This window comes from Janthinobacterium sp. Mn2066, assembly GCF_049319705.1.
GTDB lineage: Bacteria > Pseudomonadota > Gammaproteobacteria > Burkholderiales > Burkholderiaceae_D > Janthinobacterium.
The window spans coordinates 41,049-61,153 of the sequence record NZ_JBMOUF010000019.1 but is presented as its reverse complement, the minus strand read 5'-3'; the positions used below and the strand labels follow the sequence as shown (position 1 = coordinate 61,153).

19 protein-coding genes are annotated in these 20,105 nt (G+C 61.7%); 10 read left to right on the top strand and 9 right to left on the bottom strand.

Annotation, left to right across the window (positions count from 1 at the left end):
- Window position 1: 1 nt before the first annotated feature.
- The 7 genes from ccoO to ACL9RI_RS26640 form a co-directional block, all read right to left on the bottom strand.
- Complete coding sequence (gene ccoO / locus ACL9RI_RS26670) at window positions 2-616, bottom strand: cytochrome-c oxidase, cbb3-type subunit II (protein WP_422729481.1); 615 nt, start codon at window positions 614-616, stop codon at window positions 2-4.
- A gap of 16 nt (window positions 617-632) precedes the next feature.
- Entirely contained in the window at window positions 633-2,060 is a 1,428-nt protein-coding gene (ccoN, locus tag ACL9RI_RS26665) for a cytochrome-c oxidase, cbb3-type subunit I (protein ID WP_183682287.1), read from the bottom strand.
- Between the two features lie 170 nt (window positions 2,061-2,230).
- The gene (ccoS, locus tag ACL9RI_RS26660; protein WP_422729480.1) at window positions 2,231-2,407 is read right to left on the bottom strand and encodes a cbb3-type cytochrome oxidase assembly protein CcoS; all 177 of its coding nucleotides are present in this window, start codon (window positions 2,405-2,407) and stop codon (window positions 2,231-2,233) included.
- A 3-nt stretch (window positions 2,408-2,410) separates the two neighbouring features.
- Window positions 2,411-4,834: a heavy metal translocating P-type ATPase gene (locus tag ACL9RI_RS26655; RefSeq protein WP_422729479.1), complete on the bottom strand. Its 2,424-nt coding sequence runs from the start codon at window positions 4,832-4,834 to the stop codon at window positions 2,411-2,413.
- Window positions 4,831-5,574: a sulfite exporter TauE/SafE family protein gene (locus tag ACL9RI_RS26650; protein WP_422729478.1), complete on the bottom strand. Its 744-nt coding sequence runs from the start codon at window positions 5,572-5,574 to the stop codon at window positions 4,831-4,833. The genes ACL9RI_RS26655 and ACL9RI_RS26650 overlap by 4 nt, the downstream gene beginning before the upstream one ends.
- Window positions 5,575-5,583: 9 nt before the next feature.
- Window positions 5,584-7,032 (bottom strand): oxygen-independent coproporphyrinogen III oxidase, encoded by a 1,449-nt coding sequence (gene hemN / locus ACL9RI_RS26645; RefSeq protein WP_422729477.1) that lies wholly within the window; start codon window positions 7,030-7,032, stop codon window positions 5,584-5,586.
- Window positions 7,033-7,052: 20 nt separating this feature from the next.
- Window positions 7,053-8,705, bottom strand: coding sequence for a methyl-accepting chemotaxis protein (locus ACL9RI_RS26640; RefSeq protein WP_422729476.1), 1,653 nt, complete (start codon window positions 8,703-8,705; stop codon window positions 7,053-7,055).
- Between the two features lie 307 nt (window positions 8,706-9,012).
- Here ACL9RI_RS26640 and ACL9RI_RS26635 point away from each other — a divergent pair, with 307 nt between their 5' ends.
- A complete protein-coding gene (locus tag ACL9RI_RS26635; protein ID WP_422729475.1) occupies window positions 9,013-9,267 on the top strand; it encodes an Imm32 family immunity protein in 255 nt (84 codons plus the stop codon).
- 49 nt (window positions 9,268-9,316) lie between these two features.
- On the opposite strand, the gene ACL9RI_RS26630 is transcribed toward ACL9RI_RS26635, so the two are convergent.
- Window positions 9,317-10,264, bottom strand: a complete 948-nt coding sequence (locus ACL9RI_RS26630; protein ID WP_422729474.1) for a DUF808 domain-containing protein — start codon at window positions 10,262-10,264, stop codon at window positions 9,317-9,319.
- 182 nt (window positions 10,265-10,446) lie between these two features.
- Between ACL9RI_RS26630 and ACL9RI_RS26625 the strand changes: the two genes are divergently transcribed.
- From ACL9RI_RS26625 to ACL9RI_RS26615, 3 genes are all read left to right on the top strand, one after another.
- On the top strand, window positions 10,447-11,088 hold the full coding sequence (locus ACL9RI_RS26625; protein WP_422729473.1) for a LysE family transporter: 642 nt from the start codon (window positions 10,447-10,449) through the stop codon (window positions 11,086-11,088).
- 126 nt (window positions 11,089-11,214) lie between these two features.
- A complete protein-coding gene (locus ACL9RI_RS26620) occupies window positions 11,215-13,050 on the top strand; it encodes a DUF6600 domain-containing protein (RefSeq protein ID WP_422729472.1) in 1,836 nt (611 codons plus the stop codon).
- A 368-nt stretch (window positions 13,051-13,418) separates the two neighbouring features.
- Window positions 13,419-13,694 (top strand): DUF493 family protein, encoded by a 276-nt coding sequence (locus tag ACL9RI_RS26615; RefSeq protein WP_183682316.1) that lies wholly within the window; start codon window positions 13,419-13,421, stop codon window positions 13,692-13,694.
- Here the strand turns inward: ACL9RI_RS26615 and ACL9RI_RS26610 are convergent.
- Entirely contained in the window at window positions 13,687-14,877 is a 1,191-nt protein-coding gene (locus ACL9RI_RS26610; protein WP_422729471.1) for a multidrug effflux MFS transporter, read from the bottom strand. The genes ACL9RI_RS26615 and ACL9RI_RS26610 overlap by 8 nt on opposite strands.
- Before the next feature lie 109 nt (window positions 14,878-14,986).
- Between ACL9RI_RS26610 and ACL9RI_RS26605 the strand changes: the two genes are divergently transcribed.
- The 6 genes from ACL9RI_RS26605 (at window position 14,987) to ACL9RI_RS26580 (ending at window position 19,671) form a co-directional block, all read left to right on the top strand.
- Window positions 14,987-16,444 (top strand): PLP-dependent aminotransferase family protein, encoded by a 1,458-nt coding sequence (locus ACL9RI_RS26605; RefSeq protein ID WP_422729470.1) that lies wholly within the window; start codon window positions 14,987-14,989, stop codon window positions 16,442-16,444.
- Between the two features lie 88 nt (window positions 16,445-16,532).
- The gene (gene lipB, locus ACL9RI_RS26600) at window positions 16,533-17,237 is read left to right on the top strand and encodes a lipoyl(octanoyl) transferase LipB (protein ID WP_422729469.1); all 705 of its coding nucleotides are present in this window, start codon (window positions 16,533-16,535) and stop codon (window positions 17,235-17,237) included.
- Window positions 17,238-17,276: 39 nt separating this feature from the next.
- The gene (lipA, locus tag ACL9RI_RS26595) at window positions 17,277-18,293 is read left to right on the top strand and encodes a lipoyl synthase (RefSeq protein WP_422729468.1); all 1,017 of its coding nucleotides are present in this window, start codon (window positions 17,277-17,279) and stop codon (window positions 18,291-18,293) included.
- A gap of 134 nt (window positions 18,294-18,427) precedes the next feature.
- On the top strand, window positions 18,428-18,697 hold the full coding sequence (locus tag ACL9RI_RS26590; protein WP_422729467.1) for a type II toxin-antitoxin system Phd/YefM family antitoxin: 270 nt from the start codon (window positions 18,428-18,430) through the stop codon (window positions 18,695-18,697).
- Window positions 18,678-18,983, top strand: coding sequence for a Txe/YoeB family addiction module toxin (locus tag ACL9RI_RS26585; RefSeq protein ID WP_422729466.1), 306 nt, complete (start codon window positions 18,678-18,680; stop codon window positions 18,981-18,983). The genes ACL9RI_RS26590 and ACL9RI_RS26585 overlap by 20 nt, the downstream gene beginning before the upstream one ends.
- A gap of 25 nt (window positions 18,984-19,008) precedes the next feature.
- Entirely contained in the window at window positions 19,009-19,671 is a 663-nt protein-coding gene (locus tag ACL9RI_RS26580; protein ID WP_422729465.1) for a uracil-DNA glycosylase, read from the top strand.
- Window positions 19,672-20,105 lie beyond the last annotated feature (434 nt).

The window sequence follows — 20,105 nt, the reverse complement described above, 5'->3', positions numbered from 1 at the left end:
GCTAATTCCTTGTTTTGATTAATGTACCGAGGCCTTGCAGATAGGCCACCAGGGCGTCTTCTTCCGTCTTGTCTTTCAGCTGTTCCGGCGCGGCGGTGATCTCTGCATCGCTGTACGGATCACCGAGGCGGCGCAGCGCGCGCATCTTCGGCATGATCTCGTCGGGCACCAGCTTGGTTTTCGCCAGCCAGGGGTAAGACGGCATGTTCGATTCGGGCACCACGTCGCGCGGGTTGTTCAAGTGCGTGCGGTGCCATTCATCGCTGTAGCGGCCGCCCACGCGCGCCAGGTCGGGCCCGGTGCGCTTGGAACCCCACTGGAACGGCCGGTCGTAGACGAACTCGCCGGCGACCGAATAATGGCCATAGCGTTCCGTTTCCGCGCGCAGCGGCCGCACCATCTGCGAGTGGCAGTTGTAGCAGCCTTCGCGCACGTAGATGTCGCGTCCGGCCAGGCGCAGCGGCGAGTACGGTTTCAGGCCGGCGACCGGTTCCGTGGTGCTCTTCTGGAAGAACAGGGGAACGATCTCGACGGCGCCGCCGACACTGATCACCAGGGTGACCAGGGCGATCAGCAGCCAGGGGTTTCTTTCAATCCATGCGTGTGAAAATTTCATTTGTCTGATGCTCCTGTCAGGCGTGCGCCGCGTTCAGTTCGGGGATGCGGGCGACGGGCAATTTGCTGCCGCGCAAGGTCATGTAGGTGTTGTAGCCCATGATGCACATGCCCGACAGATACAGCAGGCCGCCGGCCACGCGCACCACGTAGTAGGGATAGGTCGCTTTCACGCTCTCGACGAAGGTATAGGTCAGGGTGCCGTCCGGGTTGACGGCGCGCCACATCAAGCCTTGCATCACGCCGGCGATCCACATCGCGGCGATGTACAGCACGATACCGATGGTGGCCACCCAGAAATGCATGTCGACCAGGCGGGTGCTATACATTTTGGTGCTGCCCGCCAGGCGTGGCAGCAAATAATAAATCGAACCCATGGTGATGAAACCTACCCAGCCCAAAGCGCCGCCATGCACGTGGGCCACGGTCCAGTCGGTGTAGTGCGACAGGGAATTGATGGTCTTGATCGACATCATCGGACCTTCGAAGGTGGCGATGCCGTAGAACGACAAGGAGACGATCATGAATTTCAAAATCGGGTCGGTGCGCAGCTTGTGCCAGGCGCCGGACAAGGTCATGATGCCGTTGATCATGCCGCCCCACGAGGGCGCCAGCAATACCAGGGAGAACACCATGCCGATCGACTGGGTCCAGTCCGGCAAGGCCGTGTAGTGCAGATGGTGCGGGCCGGCCCACATATAGGTGAAGATCAGCGCCCAGAAGTGGACGATGGACAGGCGGTAGGAGTACACGGGGCGCTCGGCCTGTTTCGGGATGAAGTAATACACCATGCCCAGGTAGCCGGCCGTCAGGATGAAGCCCACCGCGTTATGCCCGTACCACCACTGTATCATCGCGTCTTGCACGCCGCTGTAGGCAGAATACGATTTACCGGCCGAGGCCGGCATCACGGCGCCATTGACCACGTGCAAGATCGTCACGGCCAGGATGTAGGCGCCAAAAAACCAGTTGGCGACATAGATATGCTTTACCTTGCGCTTGATCAAGGTGCCGAAAAACACGATGGCGTAGGCGATCCAGACGACGGCGATCAGGATGGCAATCGGCCATTCCAGTTCCGCGTATTCCTTGCCGCGCGTCAGGCCCATCGGCAGGGTGACGACGGCCGACAAAATCACCGCTTGCCAGCCCCAGAAGGTGAACGCGGCCAGCTTGTCGGAAAACAGGCGCACCTGGCAAGTGCGCTGCACCACGTAGTACGAGGTGGCGAACAGGCCGCAGATACCGAAGGCAAAAATCACCGCATTCGTGTGCAGCGGCCGCAGCCGTCCATAGGTCAGCCATGGTATGTCGAGGTTCAGGGCAGGCCACGCCAGCTGGGCGGCGATGATGACGCCAACCAGCATGCCGATGATGCCCCAAACCACAGTCGCAATCGCAAATTGCTTCACGATCTTGTAGTTATAGTTCAGCGATTGATCCACAAATGCTCTCCCGGAATGACGATCTATGATGATGGCCAGAGAGTAATTGTTTAACTGTCAAAAAACTTTGATGTGGATCAAAATTCTCCAGATGGAACAAGCGTATCGAACCGGCATGCAGTGAAACGTGATCCAGGTAAAAAAGCCGGCCAAGATTGCTGCAGCAGCAGTCAGTCGCGCGGGTTTTCCGGCGGTGGCGTGACACTCGTATCGTCGTCCTGCAACAGACGCAAACCGGGTCCCACCAGGTCGTCGAACTGGCCGCTATCCGACGCCGTAAAAAACACCCACAGCGCGATAAAGACGACGATGATGCTGAGGGGAATCAGGAGGTAAAGTGCTTCCATGGTTTAACTTTTCCGCAGGCGCAGGGCGTTGGCGATCACGACGGCCGAACTGGCCGCCATGCCCACGCCGGACAGCCAGGGATTTAAAAAGCCCAGGGCAGCGGCGGGAATCGCGGTGACGTTGTACAAAGTCGCCCAGCCCAGGTTCTGGCGGATGATGGACATGCTGCGCGCGGCTGTTTTCGCCGTATCGAGCACCGGGCGCAATTGCGGCGACAGCAGCACCGCATCGGCATGCGCCTGCGCCAGCGCGGCGCCGCTCCCCATGGCGAACGACACGTCGGCCGCGCTCAGCACGGCCGCATCGTTGATGCCGTCGCCCACCATCGCCACCACCGCGCCTTGCGCCTGCAACTGCAGCACGAAATCGAGTTTTTCATCGGGCAGGCATTCGCCGCATGCCACGGCGATACCCAGTTCGGCCGCCACGCCTTGCGTCAGCGCTTCCTGGTCGCCGCTGAGCAGCACTACCTGCTTGCCGCGCCGGTGAAAATACGCAATGACTTCCTGCGCTTCTGGGCGCAAGGCATCGCTCAGCAGGAAACGCGCCAGCCACTGCCCTTGCACACCCAGATACAGCGGCGTCATGCCCTGCACGCCGATGGCCGTGTCGCCCAGCGGCGGGCCCGCGATGGCGGCGACAAAAGCTGCATTGCCCAGCCGGTAGCGTACGCCATCGACCACGCCTTCGAGTCCCTGCCCCTGTACTTCCTGCAGATGTTCGGCATGGCAAAGCGGCGCGCCGGCGGCGTCCAGGATTGCTTGCGCCAGCGGATGGGCGCTGCCTGCTTCCAGTGCGGCGGCCAGTTGCAGGCACGCGTTCTCTGTGATGTCGTCCAGTGCCTCGATCTGCTGCAGCACGGGCCGGCCCATAGTCAGGGTGCCCGTCTTGTCGAACACGATATGGGTGCACCTGTGCAGGGTTTCCAGCACGTGGGGCTGGACGATCAGCACGCCGCGCCGCAGCAGGCTGTCGGTAGCGGCCGCCAGTGCCGTCGGCGTGGCCAGCGACAAGGCGCACGGGCACGACACGACCAGCACGGCAATCGCCACCGGCCAGGCTTGCGCCGGATCATGCCAGTGCCAGAAGACAAACACGGCAACAGCAAACAGCAGCAGGCCCAGCACGAACCAGGCCGCCACCTTGTCGGCCCACAAGGCAATTTGCGGCTTGCCGCTGCCAGCCCGCTCGATCAGTTTCAACAAGTCGGACAAGGTGCTGTCGCGCGCCGGTTTGAGCACGCGCAAAATGAGCGCAGCACTGGCGTTGATGGCGCCGCCCGGCACCCGCTCGCCCGCCTTCCTGCGTTGCGCCGCGCTTTCGCCCGTCAGCAAGGACAAATCGAGCGCGCTGCTGCCTTCCACGATGACACTGTCGGCCGCAATCGCTTCACCGGGTTTGACGAGGATGATGTCGCCCACGGCCAGGCTGCCGGCCGGCACCAGCGTGGCGGTCCGGCTGGCGGGAAAGCTGGCCATCAGCGAGGCGGAAGCGGGCAAGGCGTGCTGCAAATGTTCCAGCGCGGAGGCTGCCTTGCGGCGCGCCTGCAGCTCGAAATACCGGCTGCACAGCAAGAGAAAAATGAACATCGTAGCCGAGTCGAAATACACTTCGCCCTGCCCTGTAAAAGTGGCCACCACGCTGCCGAAAAAGGCCGCCAGGATACCCAGTGTGACGGGCACGTCCATGCCCAGGGTGCGGGCGCGCAGGCTGGACCAGGCGCCCTGGAAAAACGGCATGGCGGAATAACAGATGGCGGGCAAGGTCAGCAGCAAACTGGCCCAGCGCATCAGGCTCGCCATATTGTCGTCCAGCGTGCCCTCTTCGGCCAGGTAGGCGGGCGCCACGTACATCATCACTTGCATCATCGACAGGCCCGCCACGAATAACTGGCGGCCCAGAGTCTTGCTGGCTTGTTGCAATTGCTGACCATGGCGCACGGCGTCATACGGATACGCCGTGTAGCCGACCTGGCGCACGGCTTGCAGGATATCGCCGGGCGTGCATTGTTGCTTGCTCCAGCGCACGTACAGGCGTTCCGTCGCCACGTTCAAGCTGGCTGCCTGCACGCCGGGCAGGCGCAGCAACTGGCGCTCGATCAGCCAGACGCAGGCGGCGCAGCGTATGCCTACCACGGATAAAGTCGCTTCACAGCTGTCGGCATCGCGCGTGAATTGCGCATCGTCATTGCTGTACAAGCGCAGTTCGGGCGGCAGCATGGCGGTCTCGCTCGCGTTGACGGCGTATTCAGCGCGTTCGCGGTAATAGCTGCTTTGACCGATATCGACGATGGTTTGCGCCACCGCCTCGCAACCGGGGCAGCACATGGCGCGTGGTACATCGTCTATGACGACGTTCCAGTACGCACCGGAGGGCACAGGCAAGCCGCAATGGAAGCAGCTGGCAGATTGCAAAACGGCGTTCATCCGTGGCCCGTCACGCACAGTGCATCGAGCCAGCCCAGCGAGACCCCGTTGGCGGCGCGTAGCAAGCCCAGCAGCCCAAAGCTCAGCACCAGCAGGCCAGCCGCCAGGCGTGCGTGGCGATGCTGCATCCGCGAACGCAAACGGGCGCCCAGCAGGCCCATGCCAAACACGGTGGGCAAGGTACCGAGGCCGAAGGCGGCCATGGCGGCCGCGCCATGCAGGGCGGAACCCTGCAGCATGGCAGTGAGCAAGGCGCTATACACCATGCCGCACGGCACCCAGCCCCATAAGCCGCCCACGGCCAGCGCCTTGATGGGCGTATCCATCGGCATCACGTGTTTCAATACGGGCCGCACGCGGCGCCACAACACATTGCCCAGCGATTCCAGCCGCGCCAGGCCCGACCAGGCATTCATCAGGTACAGTCCCAGCGCGATCAACATGGCGTTGGCCAGCCAGTAGCCAGCCACTTGCAGGCTGGCAATGCGCAACATGCCGGCACCGGCCACGCTACCGGCGATGGCGCCTGCTAGCATATAGCTGGCGATGCGCCCGCCGTTGTAGGCGATCACGCGCAGAGCATTGGTCTGGAATTGTGGGCGGGCCACGGCGATGGCGATCACGGGGCGTGCCGGTGCGGAGGTGCTGACCGATAGCGCACCCACGATGCCGCCGCACATGCCGATGCAGTGCACGCTGCCGGCCAGGCCGACCAAAAATAGTGGCAGGAGCGCGTTCATGCCTGGGCGTTATACCGTCTTCGAGTAGCGCAGCGGTTGCGGCGCATCCGGCATGGCAGCGGCGCGCGCCTGCGCCAGGTGGCGGTCGAATACCATGCAGATATTGCGTATCAATAAACGCCCTTTCGGCGTCACCGTCAGCCAGTCGTCTTCGATCACTAGCAAGCCATCGTGGGCCAGCACGCGCAGCTGTTCCAGTTCGGTAGCGAAATAGCGGCGGAATTGCACCGGGTGCGCTTGCTCGATGGAGCTGATCGACAATTCGAAGTTGCACATCAGCATCTGGATGATGATGCGGCGCAAGACATCGTCCGTATCGAGCTTGATGCCGCGCGCGATCGGCAGCATGCCTTCATCGAGCTTTTCGTAATACGCGTCCAAGGTCTTTTCATTCTGGCTGTACACGGCGCCCACCGAGCTGATGGCCGACACGCCGCAGGCGATCAGGTCCGCTTCGGCGCGCGTGGAATAGCCCTGGAAATTGCGGTGCAGCCGGCCCTGGCGCTGGGCAATCGCCAGTTCATCGGTAGGTTTGGCGAAATGGTCCATGCCGATATACACGTAGCCGGCCGCCGTCAGGCGCGCAATGCACAGGCCCAGCATCGCCAGCTTGGTGGTGCTGTCGGGCATATCCGCGTCCAGGATGCGGCGCTGCGGCTTGAACAGATGCGGCATGTGCGCGTAATGGTACAGGGCGATGCGGTCGGGGCTGGCGGCGATCACCTTGCGCAGGGTTGCCGTCATCGTCTCCAGGTTTTGTTTCGGCAAGCCGTAGATCAGGTCGATGCTGATCGAGCGGAAGCCGGCGTCGCGCGCAGCCTGCATGATGGCCACCGTTTCCGCTTCGGGCTGGATGCGGTTGACGGCTTTTTGCACGTCATCGTCGAAATCCTGCACACCCAGGCTGATGCGGTTGAAACCTTGCGCGCGCAGCGAAAACACGCGTTCGCGCGTGACCGTGCGCGGATCGATTTCGATCGAATATTCGCCGTCTTCGTCAGAAGCAAAGTCGAAATGCTGGCGCAGATGGGCCATCAATTCATCCATCTGTTTTTCACTCAGATAGGTGGGCGTGCCGCCGCCGAAATGCAGTTGTTCAATCTGGTTCATGCCAGCGAACAACCTGGCTTGCATGGCGATTTCCTGCTTCAGATAACTGAGGTAAGTAGCCGCCTTGCTGCGGTCCTTGGTGATGATCTTGTTGCAGGCGCAGTAGTAGCACAGGGTGTCGCAAAACGGCACGTGCACGTACAGCGACAGCGGGCGGCGCCCGCCGCGCATGCGCAGCGCGGCCAGTGCTTCGAGGAAATTGCCGTAACCGAATTCTGCAGTAAAACGGTCGGCGGTCGGGTAAGACGTGTAGCGGGGGCCGGACTGGCTCATCTTGCCGATGATGACAGGGTCGAATTCGACCACCGCGTCCGGTTCGGCGCTAGCGTTGTTGAGTAGTGTAGGCATAGTGTGCTTCTTGAAAAGTATCAGGCGGCCAGGCGTTTCAGGGCGGCCGGTTTGGCCGTATTGGCGGCCGCGCCCACGATGGCCACACGGCGCGGCGGTGGCATCTTGCCGAAGTTAAACAGGCTGACGGCTTGCGACAGGCTGGCCGCTTCTTCGGCCAGGCGGGTGGCTGCCGCTGCCGCTTCCTCCACCAGGGCCGCGTTTTGCTGCGTCACCTGGTCCATATGGGCGATGGCCTGGTTGACCTGGTCCACGCCGATGCTTTGTTCGCGCGAGGCGATCGAAATTTCCTGCATGATGGTAGTCACTTGCTGCACCGAGCTGACCACTTGCTCCATGGTGGCGCCGGCGCGGTTCACCTGCTGCATGCCGGCGCTCACCTTGCCGACGGAAATATTGATCAGCTGTTTGATGTCTTTGGCAGCCAGCGAGGAGCGTTGCGCCAGGTTGCGCACTTCGCCGGCCACCACCGCAAACCCCTTGCCTTGTTCACCGGCGCGCGCCGCTTCCACGGCTGCGTTCAGGGCCAGGATATTGGTCTGGAAGGCGATACCTTCGATCAGGCCGATGATGTCGACAATCTTCTTCGACGAGGTGTTGATTTCATCCATGGTGGTGATCACGTCGGCGACGATTTCACCGCCCTGCACCGCCACTTTTGATGCCGCCAGCGCCAGTTCATTCGCTTGCACGGAATTGTCCGCATTCTGTTTTACGGTCGATGAGAATTCCTCGATACTCGACGCCGTTTCTTCCAGGCTGGCCGCCTGCGATTCGGTGCGGCCCGACAAGTCCATATTGCCGACGGCAATTTGCTTGGTCGCCACGGCCATGGTTTCCACATTGATGCGCACGTCGCGGATGGTGGCGATCAGATTGCTGTTCATCTGTTGCAGCGCGCGCAGCAATTGCCCCACTTCATCGGTGCTTTCCGTTTCAAAACTGCCCGACAAGTCGCCGGCGGCGATCGCCCGCGCACCATTCAAGGCCTTGCCCAGCGGCTGCAGCACCGAGCTGCGCAAGGTGTACCAGAGGAAGACGTTGATCAGGAAACCGAACAGGGTGGCGCCGAAGATGGCGTAATTAGTGACCTTGCCGCCGCTGGCAAACAGGCTGATGATGCACACCAGCAATTGCAAACAGTTGACGATGGAGGTCGCCATCCAGATGCGCAGATTAAGCGACATATGCGTGAGCTTGTGCACCAGGTGCGCCAGGCCGGGGCGCACGATCTGGCCATTCTTGATCAGGATCTTGCCACCCTGCTTGCTGCGGATGGCCGCGTAGGCTTCCTCCGCCACTTTGACCTGGTCCTTGTCGGCCGTGACGCGCACCGACATATAGCCGATGGTCTTGCCCGCTTCGCGGATCGGCGTAACGTTGGCGCGCACCCAGTAGAAATCGCCGTTCTTGCAGCGGTTCTTGACCAGGCCGGTCCATGGCGTGCCCGCCTGGAGCGAGGCCCACAGGTCGGCGAAGGCTTCGGCCGGCATGTCCGGGTGGCGTACGATGTTTTGCGGCGAACCGAGCAGCTCCGCCTCGCTGAAACCGCTGACCTGGCTGAAATAGGGATTCACATACACGATATTGCCGTTCATATCCGTTTTCGACACGATGGCCTGGTCCTCCAGCACGGGGACTTCACGGTTAGTCACTGGCAAATTTTGGCGCATGGTCGCGGCTTCCTGATCGGTTAAAGAAGTAAAGCTTGCATGATTGCAAGAACGGGGATCAGTGTAAGGAGTCGACCTGCCAAATTTATTGATGTAGATCAAAATCCTTAAAATTGGCCTGGCTAATTTGCTGCAGCCTGCGATGACTACATGGCGGATGGTTGGCCGGGTTTCCGCTTATAGTTCCAGATTACTTATTTATTTTTCCAATCGACATCCTGTAAGCACGACGCGTTGGTCGAACTTGTCGTGCAGCAGATACGCCAGCGTCGCCTGGCGCAGGAAGTCGAAAGCAAGGTTTCAATCTATGAAAAGACTCACTACATTTACCGTTCACGGAACCGCTGTCGGCAGTGATAAAAATATCCAGCTGGACGAGGTTTCCATCCTTGCTGATCCAGAGACAATCAGAAATCTTGGTGTTTTTCTTATCAGTGCTGCATCTGCGATGTCAACGAATGGCGTGGAACATATGCACCTTCAAGATGTCATTGAAGATTTTGACCATGAAGAGAATGTGGATTTCATCGCTCTCAATAGCCGCTTGATAAAAACGGTATAAGCTGACTACAGTGAATGCAGACGGTGTTCAGCAAGCTTAGTGACCAAGCTTACTGACGCGCTGTGATCTTGCGCAACAAAGCCGAGCCAGCCGTCACACCGGCCAGCACCAGCGCACCCGCGATCACACCAGCGATGGCGTTGAGCAGGCTGGGCGTGACCACCGCCAGCGCAGGCCCGATCACGGCCACGCTGGCGACCGCTACTTCTGCCTGGTGCAGCATGGCGCTGGCCCAGGGCCAACCATGCGTGAGGATGCCGCCACCGACCATGAACATGGCCACCGTACCCACCACGGAAAGCAGCTTCATTAGCTTGGGCGCGGCCGATACCAGCAGGCGGCCGAGGCCGCGCACACCATTCATCAGCTTGCCTGCGCCCTGGCGCGCAGACAGATAAAAACCTGCGTCGTCGAGCTTGACAATGCCCGCTACCAGGCCATACACGCCCACCGTCATGATCACGGCGATGCCGGCCACCACCGCCACCTGCTCGGCGAAGCTGGCGCTTGCCACCGTGCCCAGCGCGATCACGATGATTTCCGCTGACAGGATGAAATCGGTGCGGATGGCGCCCTTGATCTTGTCCTTTTCCAGCGCCACCAGGTCCACCTGCGGATTGCGCGCCGCCTGTGCCAATTCTGCCTTGCGGTTGTCGCCGGGATGCAAATAGTTGTGGGCGATTTTCTCGAAGCCTTCGAAGCACAGGTAGGCGCCACCGATCATTAGCAGCGGCGTGATGGCCCAGGGCGCCAGCGCGCTGATGGCCAGCGCGGCAGGCACCAGGATCGCCTTGTTTTTCAGCGAACCGACGGCCACCGCCCACACCACCGGCAATTCGCGCTCGGCGCGCACGCCGGACACTTGCTGCGCGTTCAGCGCCAGGTCGTCGCCCAGCACGCCGGCGGTTTTCTTGGCCGCTACCTTGGTCATCAGGGCAACGTCATCGAGTACGCTGGCGATGTCGTCGAGCAAGGCCAACAGGCTGCCGCCGGCCATCTCAGCGCGCTCCCATGTTGCCAAAGGAAAACAATAATATCTGGAAAGTGTTGTTTTTCATCATGTTATTCTTGGTTGTACTGCAAGAGAAAGCCTGGAAACGATCTTACCCCAGGGATGGCCGGCAGCCGCGCACGTAGCGGAGTAAAATTGCTGTTCGTCATTATCTTTTTGGAATCAGCATGAGCTTTGCCACCTGGATCACCTTTGTCATCGCCGCCTCCATCATCGCCGTTTCGCCCGGCTCCGGCGCCGTGCTGTCGATGTCGCACGGCTTGTCGTATGGCGTGAAAAAAACCAGCGCCACCATCCTGGGTCTGCAGATGGGCTTGCTGGTGGTGCTGTTCATTGCGGGCGCCGGTGTCGGCTCCCTGCTGCTGGCCTCGGAAGTGGCCTTCAATATCGTCAAGACGGTGGGTGCGCTGTACCTGATTTATCTGGGCCTGTCGCAATGGCGCGCCAAGGTGGCCGTGACGGGCGACCTGCATGCGCAGGCGGCGCTGCCATCGGGTGGCCGGCGCGTGCTGACGGGGTTTTTGACGAATGTGACGAATCCGAAAGGCATCATCTTCATGGTGGCGGTCTTGCCGCAGTTCATCAGCGCCGGTGCGCCCGTACTGCCGCAATTGTTGATACTGGCCGTCACCATGTGCAGCATCGACTTGATCGTCATGCATAGCTACGCCTTTTTGGCATCCTCGATGCAGCGTTTTTTCCGCGACGCCAAGGCAGTCAAAAAGCAGAACCGTTTCTTTGGCGGCTTGCTGATGGCGGTGGGTACGGCGCTGTTTTTCGTCAAACGGGGCGCTCACGTGACAAATTGAGTTTGTTCCGGCGGTGCACATCGTGCATTGCCAGATTTGCAAACATTTGTAAGCCTGCTTGTGGCGCGATGTTGATCGCGCTGTAATGCTTATCTGTCATCCGATAATCCTGCCTGGAGCGCTGCCATGCGTCCGATCTTGTTGAAAACCTTGTGCGCGCTTGCCCTGTCGTCGGTGATGAGCCTGGCGCTGGCCGATGATCCGCCCTCCCGCGTGGGCCGCATTTCCACGGTCGAGGGACAAGTGCTGGTGCGCACCGGCGATGGCGAAGCGCAAAACGCCTTGCTGAACTGGCCCGTGACCACCGATAGCCAGTTGAGCACCCTGCGTGGCGCCCAGGCGGAATTTCGCCTGGGCGCCGTGGCCGTGCGTCTCGACGGCGATTCCGAACTGGAAGTGAACCAGCTCGATGACGACAATTTCAAATTGCACCTCAGTTATGGCAGCGTCAGCGTGCGCGTGCGTAACCCCGATGCCGTGCGTGGCTTCGAACTGACGACACGGCAGGCCAGGATCACCCTGGCGCAGCCGGGCTGGGTGCGCATCGATGCCGAGCGCCAGCCAGACACCAGCGTCGTCAGCGTGCTCGAAGGCGTGGCGGACGTGGATGGTACAAGCGCCAGCATCACCTTGCTCGCAGGAAAGAGCGCCGAACTGAGGGACGATGAAGTGCGCACGGGACCGCTGCAGCGCGTGGCCTTCGACAACTGGCCGGAAGCGGTACCGGTGGCCACGCCCGCCTTGCGCTATGTGACGCAAGACATTACCGGTTATGAAGAGCTGGACCAGTATGGTTCCTGGCAGGAGGATGCCGATTATGGCCCGCTGTGGCTGCCGCGCACGGTGCCCGTGGGCTGGGCGCCGTACAGCGATGGCCGCTGGACCTGGGTCGCGCCATGGGGCTGGACCTGGGTCGACAATGCGCCCTGGGGCTATGCCCCCTCGCATTATGGCCGCTGGGTATTGGTCGGATCGCGCTGGTGCTGGGCGCCGGGCCGCGAGCGGGGACGCATTCCCTGGTCGCCTGCATTGGTAGGCTGGGTCGGCGGCAATCACTGGCAGCCGCATGGCCAGCGGCCTGAGGGGAGGCCAGGACAAGGCGGCATCGGCTGGTACCCGCTCTCGCCACGCGACCGCTACGTGCCGGGCTACCGCGTCACGCCCGAATATGAACGCCGTATCAACCGCATCGCCGATGGCCGCCGCCCGCTGCCTTACGAGCGTGAGCGCCGCGACGGCATGAGCATGCTGCCGGGCGACCGTTTTGGCGCGCACCGCACGGTGGACGTCCCGCGTGGCAGCCGCGTCGCCATGCCCGCGCCGCAACTGCACAACATGCCTTTGACGACGGCGCCGCCGCCGGCTGCCGGCTGGCAGCGGCCGCAAGTGATGCCGCGCCGCGAGATCGAGACGCGCGAGTGGAACCGGCGCCCCGCCCGCCTGCAGACGGAAGCGCTGGAGGTCGAGCAGCCACGTCCCGACTGGCGCGCCAACGCACCGGCGCCGGTGCTGAATCCGGCGGCGCCCCGCCCACCGATGGCGCGCCCGCCGCTGGTGCGTCCGCCGATCGTGACGGCGCCGCCCGCGCCTGCCGTGCCGGTTGCGCCGCCCGTACCGGCGTCGCCGCCGGCGCCGCAAATGCCTGCCGTGCCTGCCCTGCCGCCCGTGCAGAATCCGATGGCTTTCCCGCGCCGTGAACGCGAGCGTGAGTTGCGTGACGAGCGTGCGCAAGAGGCGCCGCAGCGCTGGGAGCGCGAACGTGAGCGCCGCCGCGACCCGCAGCCAGCGCCTCAGCCGCCAGCCCAGCCTCAGCCTCAGCCTCAGCCTCAGCCTCAGCCTACGCCGCGCGCCATCATGCAGGCGCCCGAGCCACGCCAGGAGGCGCGTACCGAGCGCCCGCGTGAAAACCGTGAAATGCGCCGTCCGCAGGATGGGCGTTTGCAGCCGCAGCAGGAGCGCTGAGACGCATTCTGGGCGGCGTTTTTTGACATTCAGCCGCCGATTTCGACCGTTCGTCGCAATCTGCCCTGTCGCATCGGTATGTTTTGTTAATCTGTTGTTATTGCAAAATGCAACGGAGCAATGACCGCCCCGACCGGCCTGGAAGCTGGCGCGGTGATGCGACGAGACAGCACGGCGTTTCACCCTATTTCTTTTTTTCCGATTTGAAATAGCTTTGGCCAGCCTTCGGGCTGGCCTTTTTTTACCCGCTTTCCGTGCGGAAGTGCCTGCCAAATGCAGCCGGTGCGTGATTTTGGCTACAATATCGGCATGGGCAATGCGATCGCCTTGCCAGCTCTCTTTTAATGCCGCACGTGATTGGAATGAATATGCAAACGATACCCCCCAGTGAGTCGCTGATCGAATACCCCAGCGATTTCCCGATCAAGGTCATGGGGCCGACGCATGTCGACTTCGCACCGACCATCATGGAACTGGTCATCAGCCACGATCCGACCTTCCATGCGGGCCGCCTGGAAGAACGTCCTTCCGGCAAAGGCAATTACACGGGCCTGACCGTGACCGTGCGCGCCGTCAGCCGCGAACAGCTCGACGCCCTGTACACGGCCCTGTCGGCCCACCCGATGGTCAAGATCGTCATGTAAGTACACGGGTTGGCGCCGGGCGTGCCAGCAGGCAGACGCCGGCAAAGGCTGCGCTGGCGCCTGCCGTGACCCACAGCATGGGCCGCGCGCTGCCATCGGAAAGGACCGCGATCAGTGCGCCGCAGGCGGCCGTGATCGCCATCTGGATAAAGAAGAACAGGCCCGAGGCGCTGCCTGCCTGCGCGCCATACGGCTGCAGCACGGCCAGCTGGCAGGCGGGGATGGCCATGCCCACCGACAACATCACCACCATCATGGGCCCCACCAGCGACGCCAGGTGCCAGGGCGCCAGCTTGCCAAGGAGCAGCAGGCTGGCTGCCCCCGCCAGGTTGAGCGCCACGGCCAGGCCCAGCATGCGGTCGGCGCCATGGCGCGGCCCCCATGTCTGGAACAGTTTTGAACCCGTCATATAGCCGCTGACCGTCAGGCCGAACACCAGCGCATACGCGCCCGGCGACAGGTGCATACTCCTTTGCAACAGCACCGACGATTCCGCGATAAACGGAAAATAGGTGCAATACACAAAACCGATGGCCAGCGCATACCGCATGAAATAGGCGTCGCCCAGCAGGCGGCGGTACAGCTGCAATACATTGCCTGGTAGCACTGCGCTGGCGGGCTTGGTTTCCGGCAGATAGCGGGCGATCAGCAGCAAGGACAGCAATCCCAGCGCGCACAGCACCATGAACACGGCGCGCCAGCCCAATGTCACTTCCAGCACGCTGCCCAGCAAGGGCGCGACGATGGGCGACAAACCCATGCCCATCGAAATGTGGCCCAGCATGCGCGCTTGCGTGGCGGGGTCAAAATGGTCGCGCACCATCACCCTGCAGACGATGGTGCCGCTGCAGCCGCCGAACGCTTGCAGCACGCGCGCGGCGATCAGCACGGGCGCGCTGCTGGCGCAGGCGCAAACGATGCTGGCCAGCAGGTAAATCATGGTGCCGGCCAGCAGCACGGGGCGGCGGCCATGGCGGTCGGCCAGCGGGCCGCAGACCAGCATCGAGGCGGCCGAGCCGGCCATGAACAGGCTCAGGGTCAATTGCAATTGCGCGTCGCTGGCGTGCAGTGCATCGGCCATGGCGGGCAGCGAAGGCAGATAAATATCGATGCTGATGCGCGACAGGCACACCAGCAGCATGAGGATGGCAGTCCAGGCCCAGATGGGCAGCGGTTTATGCATGGTATTCACAAAGACAGGTTCAGTGGAGCGCTGAGAATAAGATGGTTGTGGTTTAATAAGAAGCACCGGATATGGGAAATCTCATTGGACCACTTGGACGATCATCATCATGCCGCGAGGAAAATCACCACTGGCGCTGGACTTGCCCCGCCCCGCCAATTGGCTGGACCAGCAGGGCGTCAGCAAACAGACGGGCGCTTATGAAGCGCTGCGTTCTGCCATCCTGGGCAAATTGCTGCCAGCAGGCAGCCGCTTGCCGTCCAGCCGCACCCTGGCCGAACGCTGGCAAGTGTCGCGCGGCACCATCGAGGCCGTGTTCGACCGCCTGCACGCTGAAGCGTATGTGACGCGCATTCCCGGTTCGGGCACCCGCGTGTGCGCGGTGGTGCCTGAACGTTTCCTCATGGCAGGATTTGAAGATGCTACCCCGGCCGGGCCATTTTCCGAACCGGCGCCGGTGTCCGATACGGGCGTGCGCGAGGGGTTGCCGTTCGTGGCGCGGCGCGCCGACGCCAGCCTGTTCCCCATGGCGGCCTGGTCCAAAAGTGCGACGCGGGCGCTGGCTGCCGCCACGCCCGAGCAACTGTGCAGCGACGATCCGGCCGGCGATGCGGGTTTGCGCCGCCAGATCGCCGATTACCTGGGCAAGTACCGTGGCGTGCGCTGCAGTCCGCAAGACATCGTGGTGACTACCGGCATCCGCCATGGACTCGATTTATTGGCGCGCAGCATCGTGCGGGCGGGCGACAAAGTCTGTCTGGAAGACCCCGGCTACCCGGCCGCGCGCAGCCTGTTTGCCATGAGCGGCGCCGTGATCGCCGATATTGCCGTCGATGCGGAAGGTATCGATTGCGCGGTCCTGCGCCGGCATGTCGACGCCAGCCTGGTGTATGTGACGCCGGCGCACCAGTCGCCGCTGGGCGTGACCATGTCCGTCACGCGGCGCCTGGAATTGCTGGAATGGGCCAGCGATAGCGGCGCCTGGGTGGTGGAAGACGATTACGACAGCGAATTCAATTACCACAGCGCCCCGCTGCCAGCGCTGAGGGCGCTGGACCAATACCAGCGCGTGGTGTATTGCGGCAGCTTCAACAAGACTTTGTTTACGGGCTTGCGCGTGGGTTTCATGGTGCTGCCGCCCGGCCTGCTCCCCCTGCTGCTGCGCACCCTGCAGCTAACGGGCCGTTCGGTGGGCATGACGGAACAGCTGGCGCTGGCCGCCTGGATGGACGATGGCGCTTTCGTGCGCCACCTGCGCCAGGCGCGCCTTGCCTACAAGGAAAGGCGCGACATGCTGCTGGCCTGCCTGGAGCGCGAGGCACCCGGCAAATACACGATTTCCGGCCAGCAAGCGGGTTTTCATTGCATATTGTGGCTGCCGCCAGGCAGCGATGAACGGACATTTTGTGCCCAGGCGGCGCAGGCGGGGCTGGCGCTGCAGCCGCTGGGCGACTTTTGCCACGGTCTGCAACGGGCGCCGGCCGTGCTGATCGGCTATACGGCCCTGAGCCTGGCCCAGGTGCGTCATGCAGCGCAAAAACTGGCCCAATTATTAGTCATTCAATAATGGTGTGTGGCGGCGTAGCGCCTGTGGCCCTGAAGTAATCGCTGGCCTGCTTTATAATCACGGCTACGCCGCCGACTACAGAGTTGTCATGACCACCACCCACACTGAAGCTGCGCTGATCCGCGAGCTCGGTCGCGTTGATTACGAACCGACCTTCGCCGCCATGCGGACCTTTACCGATGCCCGTACCACGGAAACACGCGATGAGCTGTGGATCGTCGAGCACCCGCCCGTGTTTACGCTGGGCCTGGCGGCCGACCGCGGCCATTTGCTGGCTGGCGCGGAAAATGTACCGGTAGTGCAGACCGACCGCGGCGGCGAAGTGACTTTCCACGGTCCCGGCCAGGTGGTGATTTACCTGTTGATGGACTTGCGCCGCAACAAGCCGGGCGGCAAGCTGTATGCGCGCCAGTTCGTGCATAAAATCGAGCAAGCCATCATCAATGTGCTGGCGGCGTATAATCTTGCAGGCGAGCGCATCGATGGCGCGCCTGGCATCTATATGGCCGGCGGGCCGGACAAGGGTGCGAAGATCGCCGCGCTGGGCTTGAAAGTGCGCGGCAACGGCTGCACCTACCATGGCCTGTCGCTCAATGTGGCGATGGACCTGGCGCCGTTTTCCTGGATTAATCCCTGTGGTTATTCCGGCCTGAAGACGGTGGACATGCGCAGCATGGGCGTGGACGTGCCGCTGGCTGAGGTGCAGCGCGCGCTGGCCCGCGAATTGACCGTATTACTCGACGTACACGAAGTGAATAGCGCCGCAGGCGCGCCTCAGGCAGTCGTTGCCTGAGCAAACAAACTAAACTATGCCCGTCAAGGGCTTGCAGCCATGACTTCTGAGACCATTTCCAGCAACGCTCCTGCCGCTACCGCCGCTCCCGTCTACAACCCGAGCGAAAAGCAAAAAGGCGCCAGCAAGACCTCGCGCATTCCGATCAAGATCATCCCGATCGAACAGGTCGAGCGCCTGAAAAAGCCGGACTGGATCCGCGTCAAGGCTGCCTCCGCATCGACCCGTTTCTATGAAATCAAGGACGTGTTGCGCGAAAACAATCTGGTCACCGTCTGCGAAGAAGCCAGCTGCCCGAACATCGGCGAATGCTTCGGCAAGGGCACGGCCACCTTCATGATCATGGGCGACAAGTGCACGCGCCGCTGCCCGTTCTGCGACGTGGGCCATGGCCGTCCTGATCCGCTGGACAAGGAAGAGCCTGCGAACCTGTCGAAAACCATCGCCAAGCTGCGCCTGAACTACGTCGTCATCACCTCGGTCGACCGCGATGACCTGCGCGACGGCGGCGCCGGCCATTTCGTCGAGTGCATCCAGCAAACACGCGCCCTGTCGCCGAACACCCGCATCGAAGTGCTGGTGCCCGACTTCCGCGGCCGGCTGGAAAAAGCCTTGAACCTGTTCAAGGATGGCTTGCCTGACGTCATGAACCACAACCTGGAAACGGCGCCGCGCCTGTACAAGGAAGCGCGCCCCGGTTCGGACTACATGCACTCGCTGAAACTGCTGAAAGATTTCAAGGCCATGTATCCGGACGTAAAAACCAAGTCCGGCATCATGGTGGGCCTGGGCGAGACGGACGAGGAAATCCTGCAAGTGATGCGCGACATGCGCGAGCACGACATCGACATGCTGACCATCGGCCAATACCTGGCCCCATCGAACAGCCACTTGCCGGTGCGCCGCTACGTGCACCCGGATACGTTCAAGATGTTCGAAGCGGAAGCCTACAAAATGGGCTTCACCCACGCCGCCGTCGGCGCCATGGTGCGCAGCTCCTACCATGCAGATGAACAGGCGCATAGCGCTGGCGTGGAATCGGCGCTGAATTTTTAAGCCGATTTCGCCTCAAAAGAACCGTCCGCCGCAAGCCGGGCGGTTTTTTTTGCCTGATTGAGCGTGTGTACAACATCCTGTACAATTATTTGCGGGCGACAGTCGCCTGTGGATTTGCATAAGGACAATACGGCATGAATATCCTGACTTTCAGCGAGGCCCGCGCGGGCTTGAAAAGCGTGATGGACGACGTGTGCAACGACCACACGCCGACGGTGATCACGCGCGTCAATGGTGAACACGTGGTGATGTTGTCCTTGTCGGATTACAACAGCATCGAAGAAACCCTGTACCTGCTGGGCTCGGCAAAGAACGCCAGCCGGCTGATGGATTCCGTGGCGCAAATCAAGGCAGGCAAGGCCAAGCTGCGGGAGTTGCTGGACCATGAAAAACAAGAAGGCTGAAAACAAGCAGCAAGCCAGCTCGGCCGTGCTGGCCTGGAGCGATCACGCCTGGGAAGACTATCTGTACTGGCAAGTCACGGATATAAAAATCCTGCAAAAAATCAATGACTTGATCCAGGCATGCCTGGCCGATCCGTTCAAGGGTACGGGCAAGCCGGAACCGCTGAAAGGCGATTTGACGGGTTTCTGGTCACGCCGCATCGACCGCCAGCATCGCCTGGTCTATCTGCCCGATGCCGGCTGCATCTACATCGCCGCATGCCGCTATCATTACGACGATAAATAAGTTTTAACAGGAAGATGGGAGCAGCATGGACGTACGCATCGAAGCCTCATGGAAAGAACGGTTGCAGCCGCAGTTTGAACAGCCGTACTGGCAGCAGCTGGCGGCCTTCGTCAAGGAAGAGTACAAGGCGGGGCCATGCTTTCCGCGCGGTAAGGATATCTTCCGTGCTTTCGATACGACGCCGTTCGATGATGTCAAAGTGGTGATCCTGGGGCAAGACCCGTATCACACGCCGGGGGCGGCCATGGGTCTGTGTTTCTCGATTCCAGAGGGCAATCCTCCCCAGCCCAGCCTGCAAAATATCTTCAAGGAATTGCACAACGATCTCGGTGTGCAGCGCAGCCGCACGGATTTGTCGGACTGGGCCGAACAAGGCGTGTTCCTGCTCAACAGCGTGCTGACGGTGCGCGCCAGGGAGGCGGGCTCGCATGCGGGCAAGGGCTGGGAAAAACTGACGGACAGCGCCATCCACACCCTGTCGAACGAGCGCGACCACCTGGTCTTTATCTTGTGGGGTGGCTATGCGCAAGCCAAGCGCAGCTTGATCGATGTCCGCAAGCATCGCATCCTGGCAGCACCCCATCCATCGCCGCTGTCGGCGCACCGGGGCTTCTTTGGCAGCAAGCCGTTCAGCCAGGCGAATGACTACCTGGTCTCCCAAGGAAAAAGCCCGCTCGTTTGGGCGTGAGCCGGCGTCAACGCCAGGCCCAGCCTGCTTCGCAGGCGGTTACGGTAGCGGCCTGGACAACACTGGTCAACCAAAGATCCTGCGTATTTTCAGAAGCTTTCTTAAGCTGTCCACGCGCCGCAACGCGACAGTATCGATCTCATTTGTTTCGGCTTTTTGCGCTTGACGCAGGAAATGGCGCTGCCTACACTCGCCCTGTTTTCACTTTCATGGAGTCCTTGCGTGGGCGCTAGTTCCGATTGTAGTTGTTGCCAAACCTTGTATTTGGTCCTGTCCCGGTAAGATTCCGCAAGCACTGCCTTGCCACTATCTTGCCGTCGGCGGATGGTGGTATCCCTACCTGTGCGCAGCCTGTCGCGCCGGTTCTGCTTACTCCCACTACACATATTGATTGCCGGGTCTTCGGTGCTTGTCCGAGGCCCCGGCACGACCTG

What these genes read in the sequence shown, in the direction of transcription:
- ACL9RI_RS26610 (WP_422729471.1), bottom strand. Translation starts at nt 14,877, where the DNA reads ATGCATAAACCGCTGCCCATCTGGGCCTGGACTGCCATCCTCATGCTG.
- ccoO (WP_422729481.1), bottom strand. Translation starts at nt 616, where the DNA reads ATGAAATTTTCACACGCATGGATTGAAAGAAACCCCTGGCTGCTGATC.
- lipB (WP_422729469.1), top strand. Translation starts at nt 16,533, where the DNA reads ATGACCACCACCCACACTGAAGCTGCGCTGATCCGCGAGCTCGGTCGC.
- ACL9RI_RS26650 (WP_422729478.1), bottom strand. Translation starts at nt 5,574, where the DNA reads ATGAACGCGCTCCTGCCACTATTTTTGGTCGGCCTGGCCGGCAGCGTG.
- ACL9RI_RS26640 (WP_422729476.1), bottom strand. Translation starts at nt 8,705, where the DNA reads ATGCGCCAAAATTTGCCAGTGACTAACCGTGAAGTCCCCGTGCTGGAG.
- ACL9RI_RS26630 (WP_422729474.1), bottom strand. Translation starts at nt 10,264, where the DNA reads ATGGCCGGCGGCAGCCTGTTGGCCTTGCTCGACGACATCGCCAGCGTA.
- lipA (WP_422729468.1), top strand. Translation starts at nt 17,277, where the DNA reads ATGACTTCTGAGACCATTTCCAGCAACGCTCCTGCCGCTACCGCCGCT.
- ACL9RI_RS26580 (WP_422729465.1), top strand. Translation starts at nt 19,009, where the DNA reads ATGGACGTACGCATCGAAGCCTCATGGAAAGAACGGTTGCAGCCGCAG.
- ACL9RI_RS26655 (WP_422729479.1), bottom strand. Translation starts at nt 4,834, where the DNA reads ATGAACGCCGTTTTGCAATCTGCCAGCTGCTTCCATTGCGGCTTGCCT.
- ACL9RI_RS26625 (WP_422729473.1), top strand. Translation starts at nt 10,447, where the DNA reads ATGAGCTTTGCCACCTGGATCACCTTTGTCATCGCCGCCTCCATCATC.
- ACL9RI_RS26635 (WP_422729475.1), top strand. Translation starts at nt 9,013, where the DNA reads ATGAAAAGACTCACTACATTTACCGTTCACGGAACCGCTGTCGGCAGT.
- hemN (WP_422729477.1), bottom strand. Translation starts at nt 7,032, where the DNA reads ATGCCTACACTACTCAACAACGCTAGCGCCGAACCGGACGCGGTGGTC.
- ACL9RI_RS26605 (WP_422729470.1), top strand. Translation starts at nt 14,987, where the DNA reads ATGCCGCGAGGAAAATCACCACTGGCGCTGGACTTGCCCCGCCCCGCC.
- ACL9RI_RS26590 (WP_422729467.1), top strand. Translation starts at nt 18,428, where the DNA reads ATGAATATCCTGACTTTCAGCGAGGCCCGCGCGGGCTTGAAAAGCGTG.
- ACL9RI_RS26620 (WP_422729472.1), top strand. Translation starts at nt 11,215, where the DNA reads ATGCGTCCGATCTTGTTGAAAACCTTGTGCGCGCTTGCCCTGTCGTCG.
- ACL9RI_RS26585 (WP_422729466.1), top strand. Translation starts at nt 18,678, where the DNA reads ATGAAAAACAAGAAGGCTGAAAACAAGCAGCAAGCCAGCTCGGCCGTG.
- ccoS (WP_422729480.1), bottom strand. Translation starts at nt 2,407, where the DNA reads ATGGAAGCACTTTACCTCCTGATTCCCCTCAGCATCATCGTCGTCTTT.
- ACL9RI_RS26615 (WP_183682316.1), top strand. Translation starts at nt 13,419, where the DNA reads ATGCAAACGATACCCCCCAGTGAGTCGCTGATCGAATACCCCAGCGAT.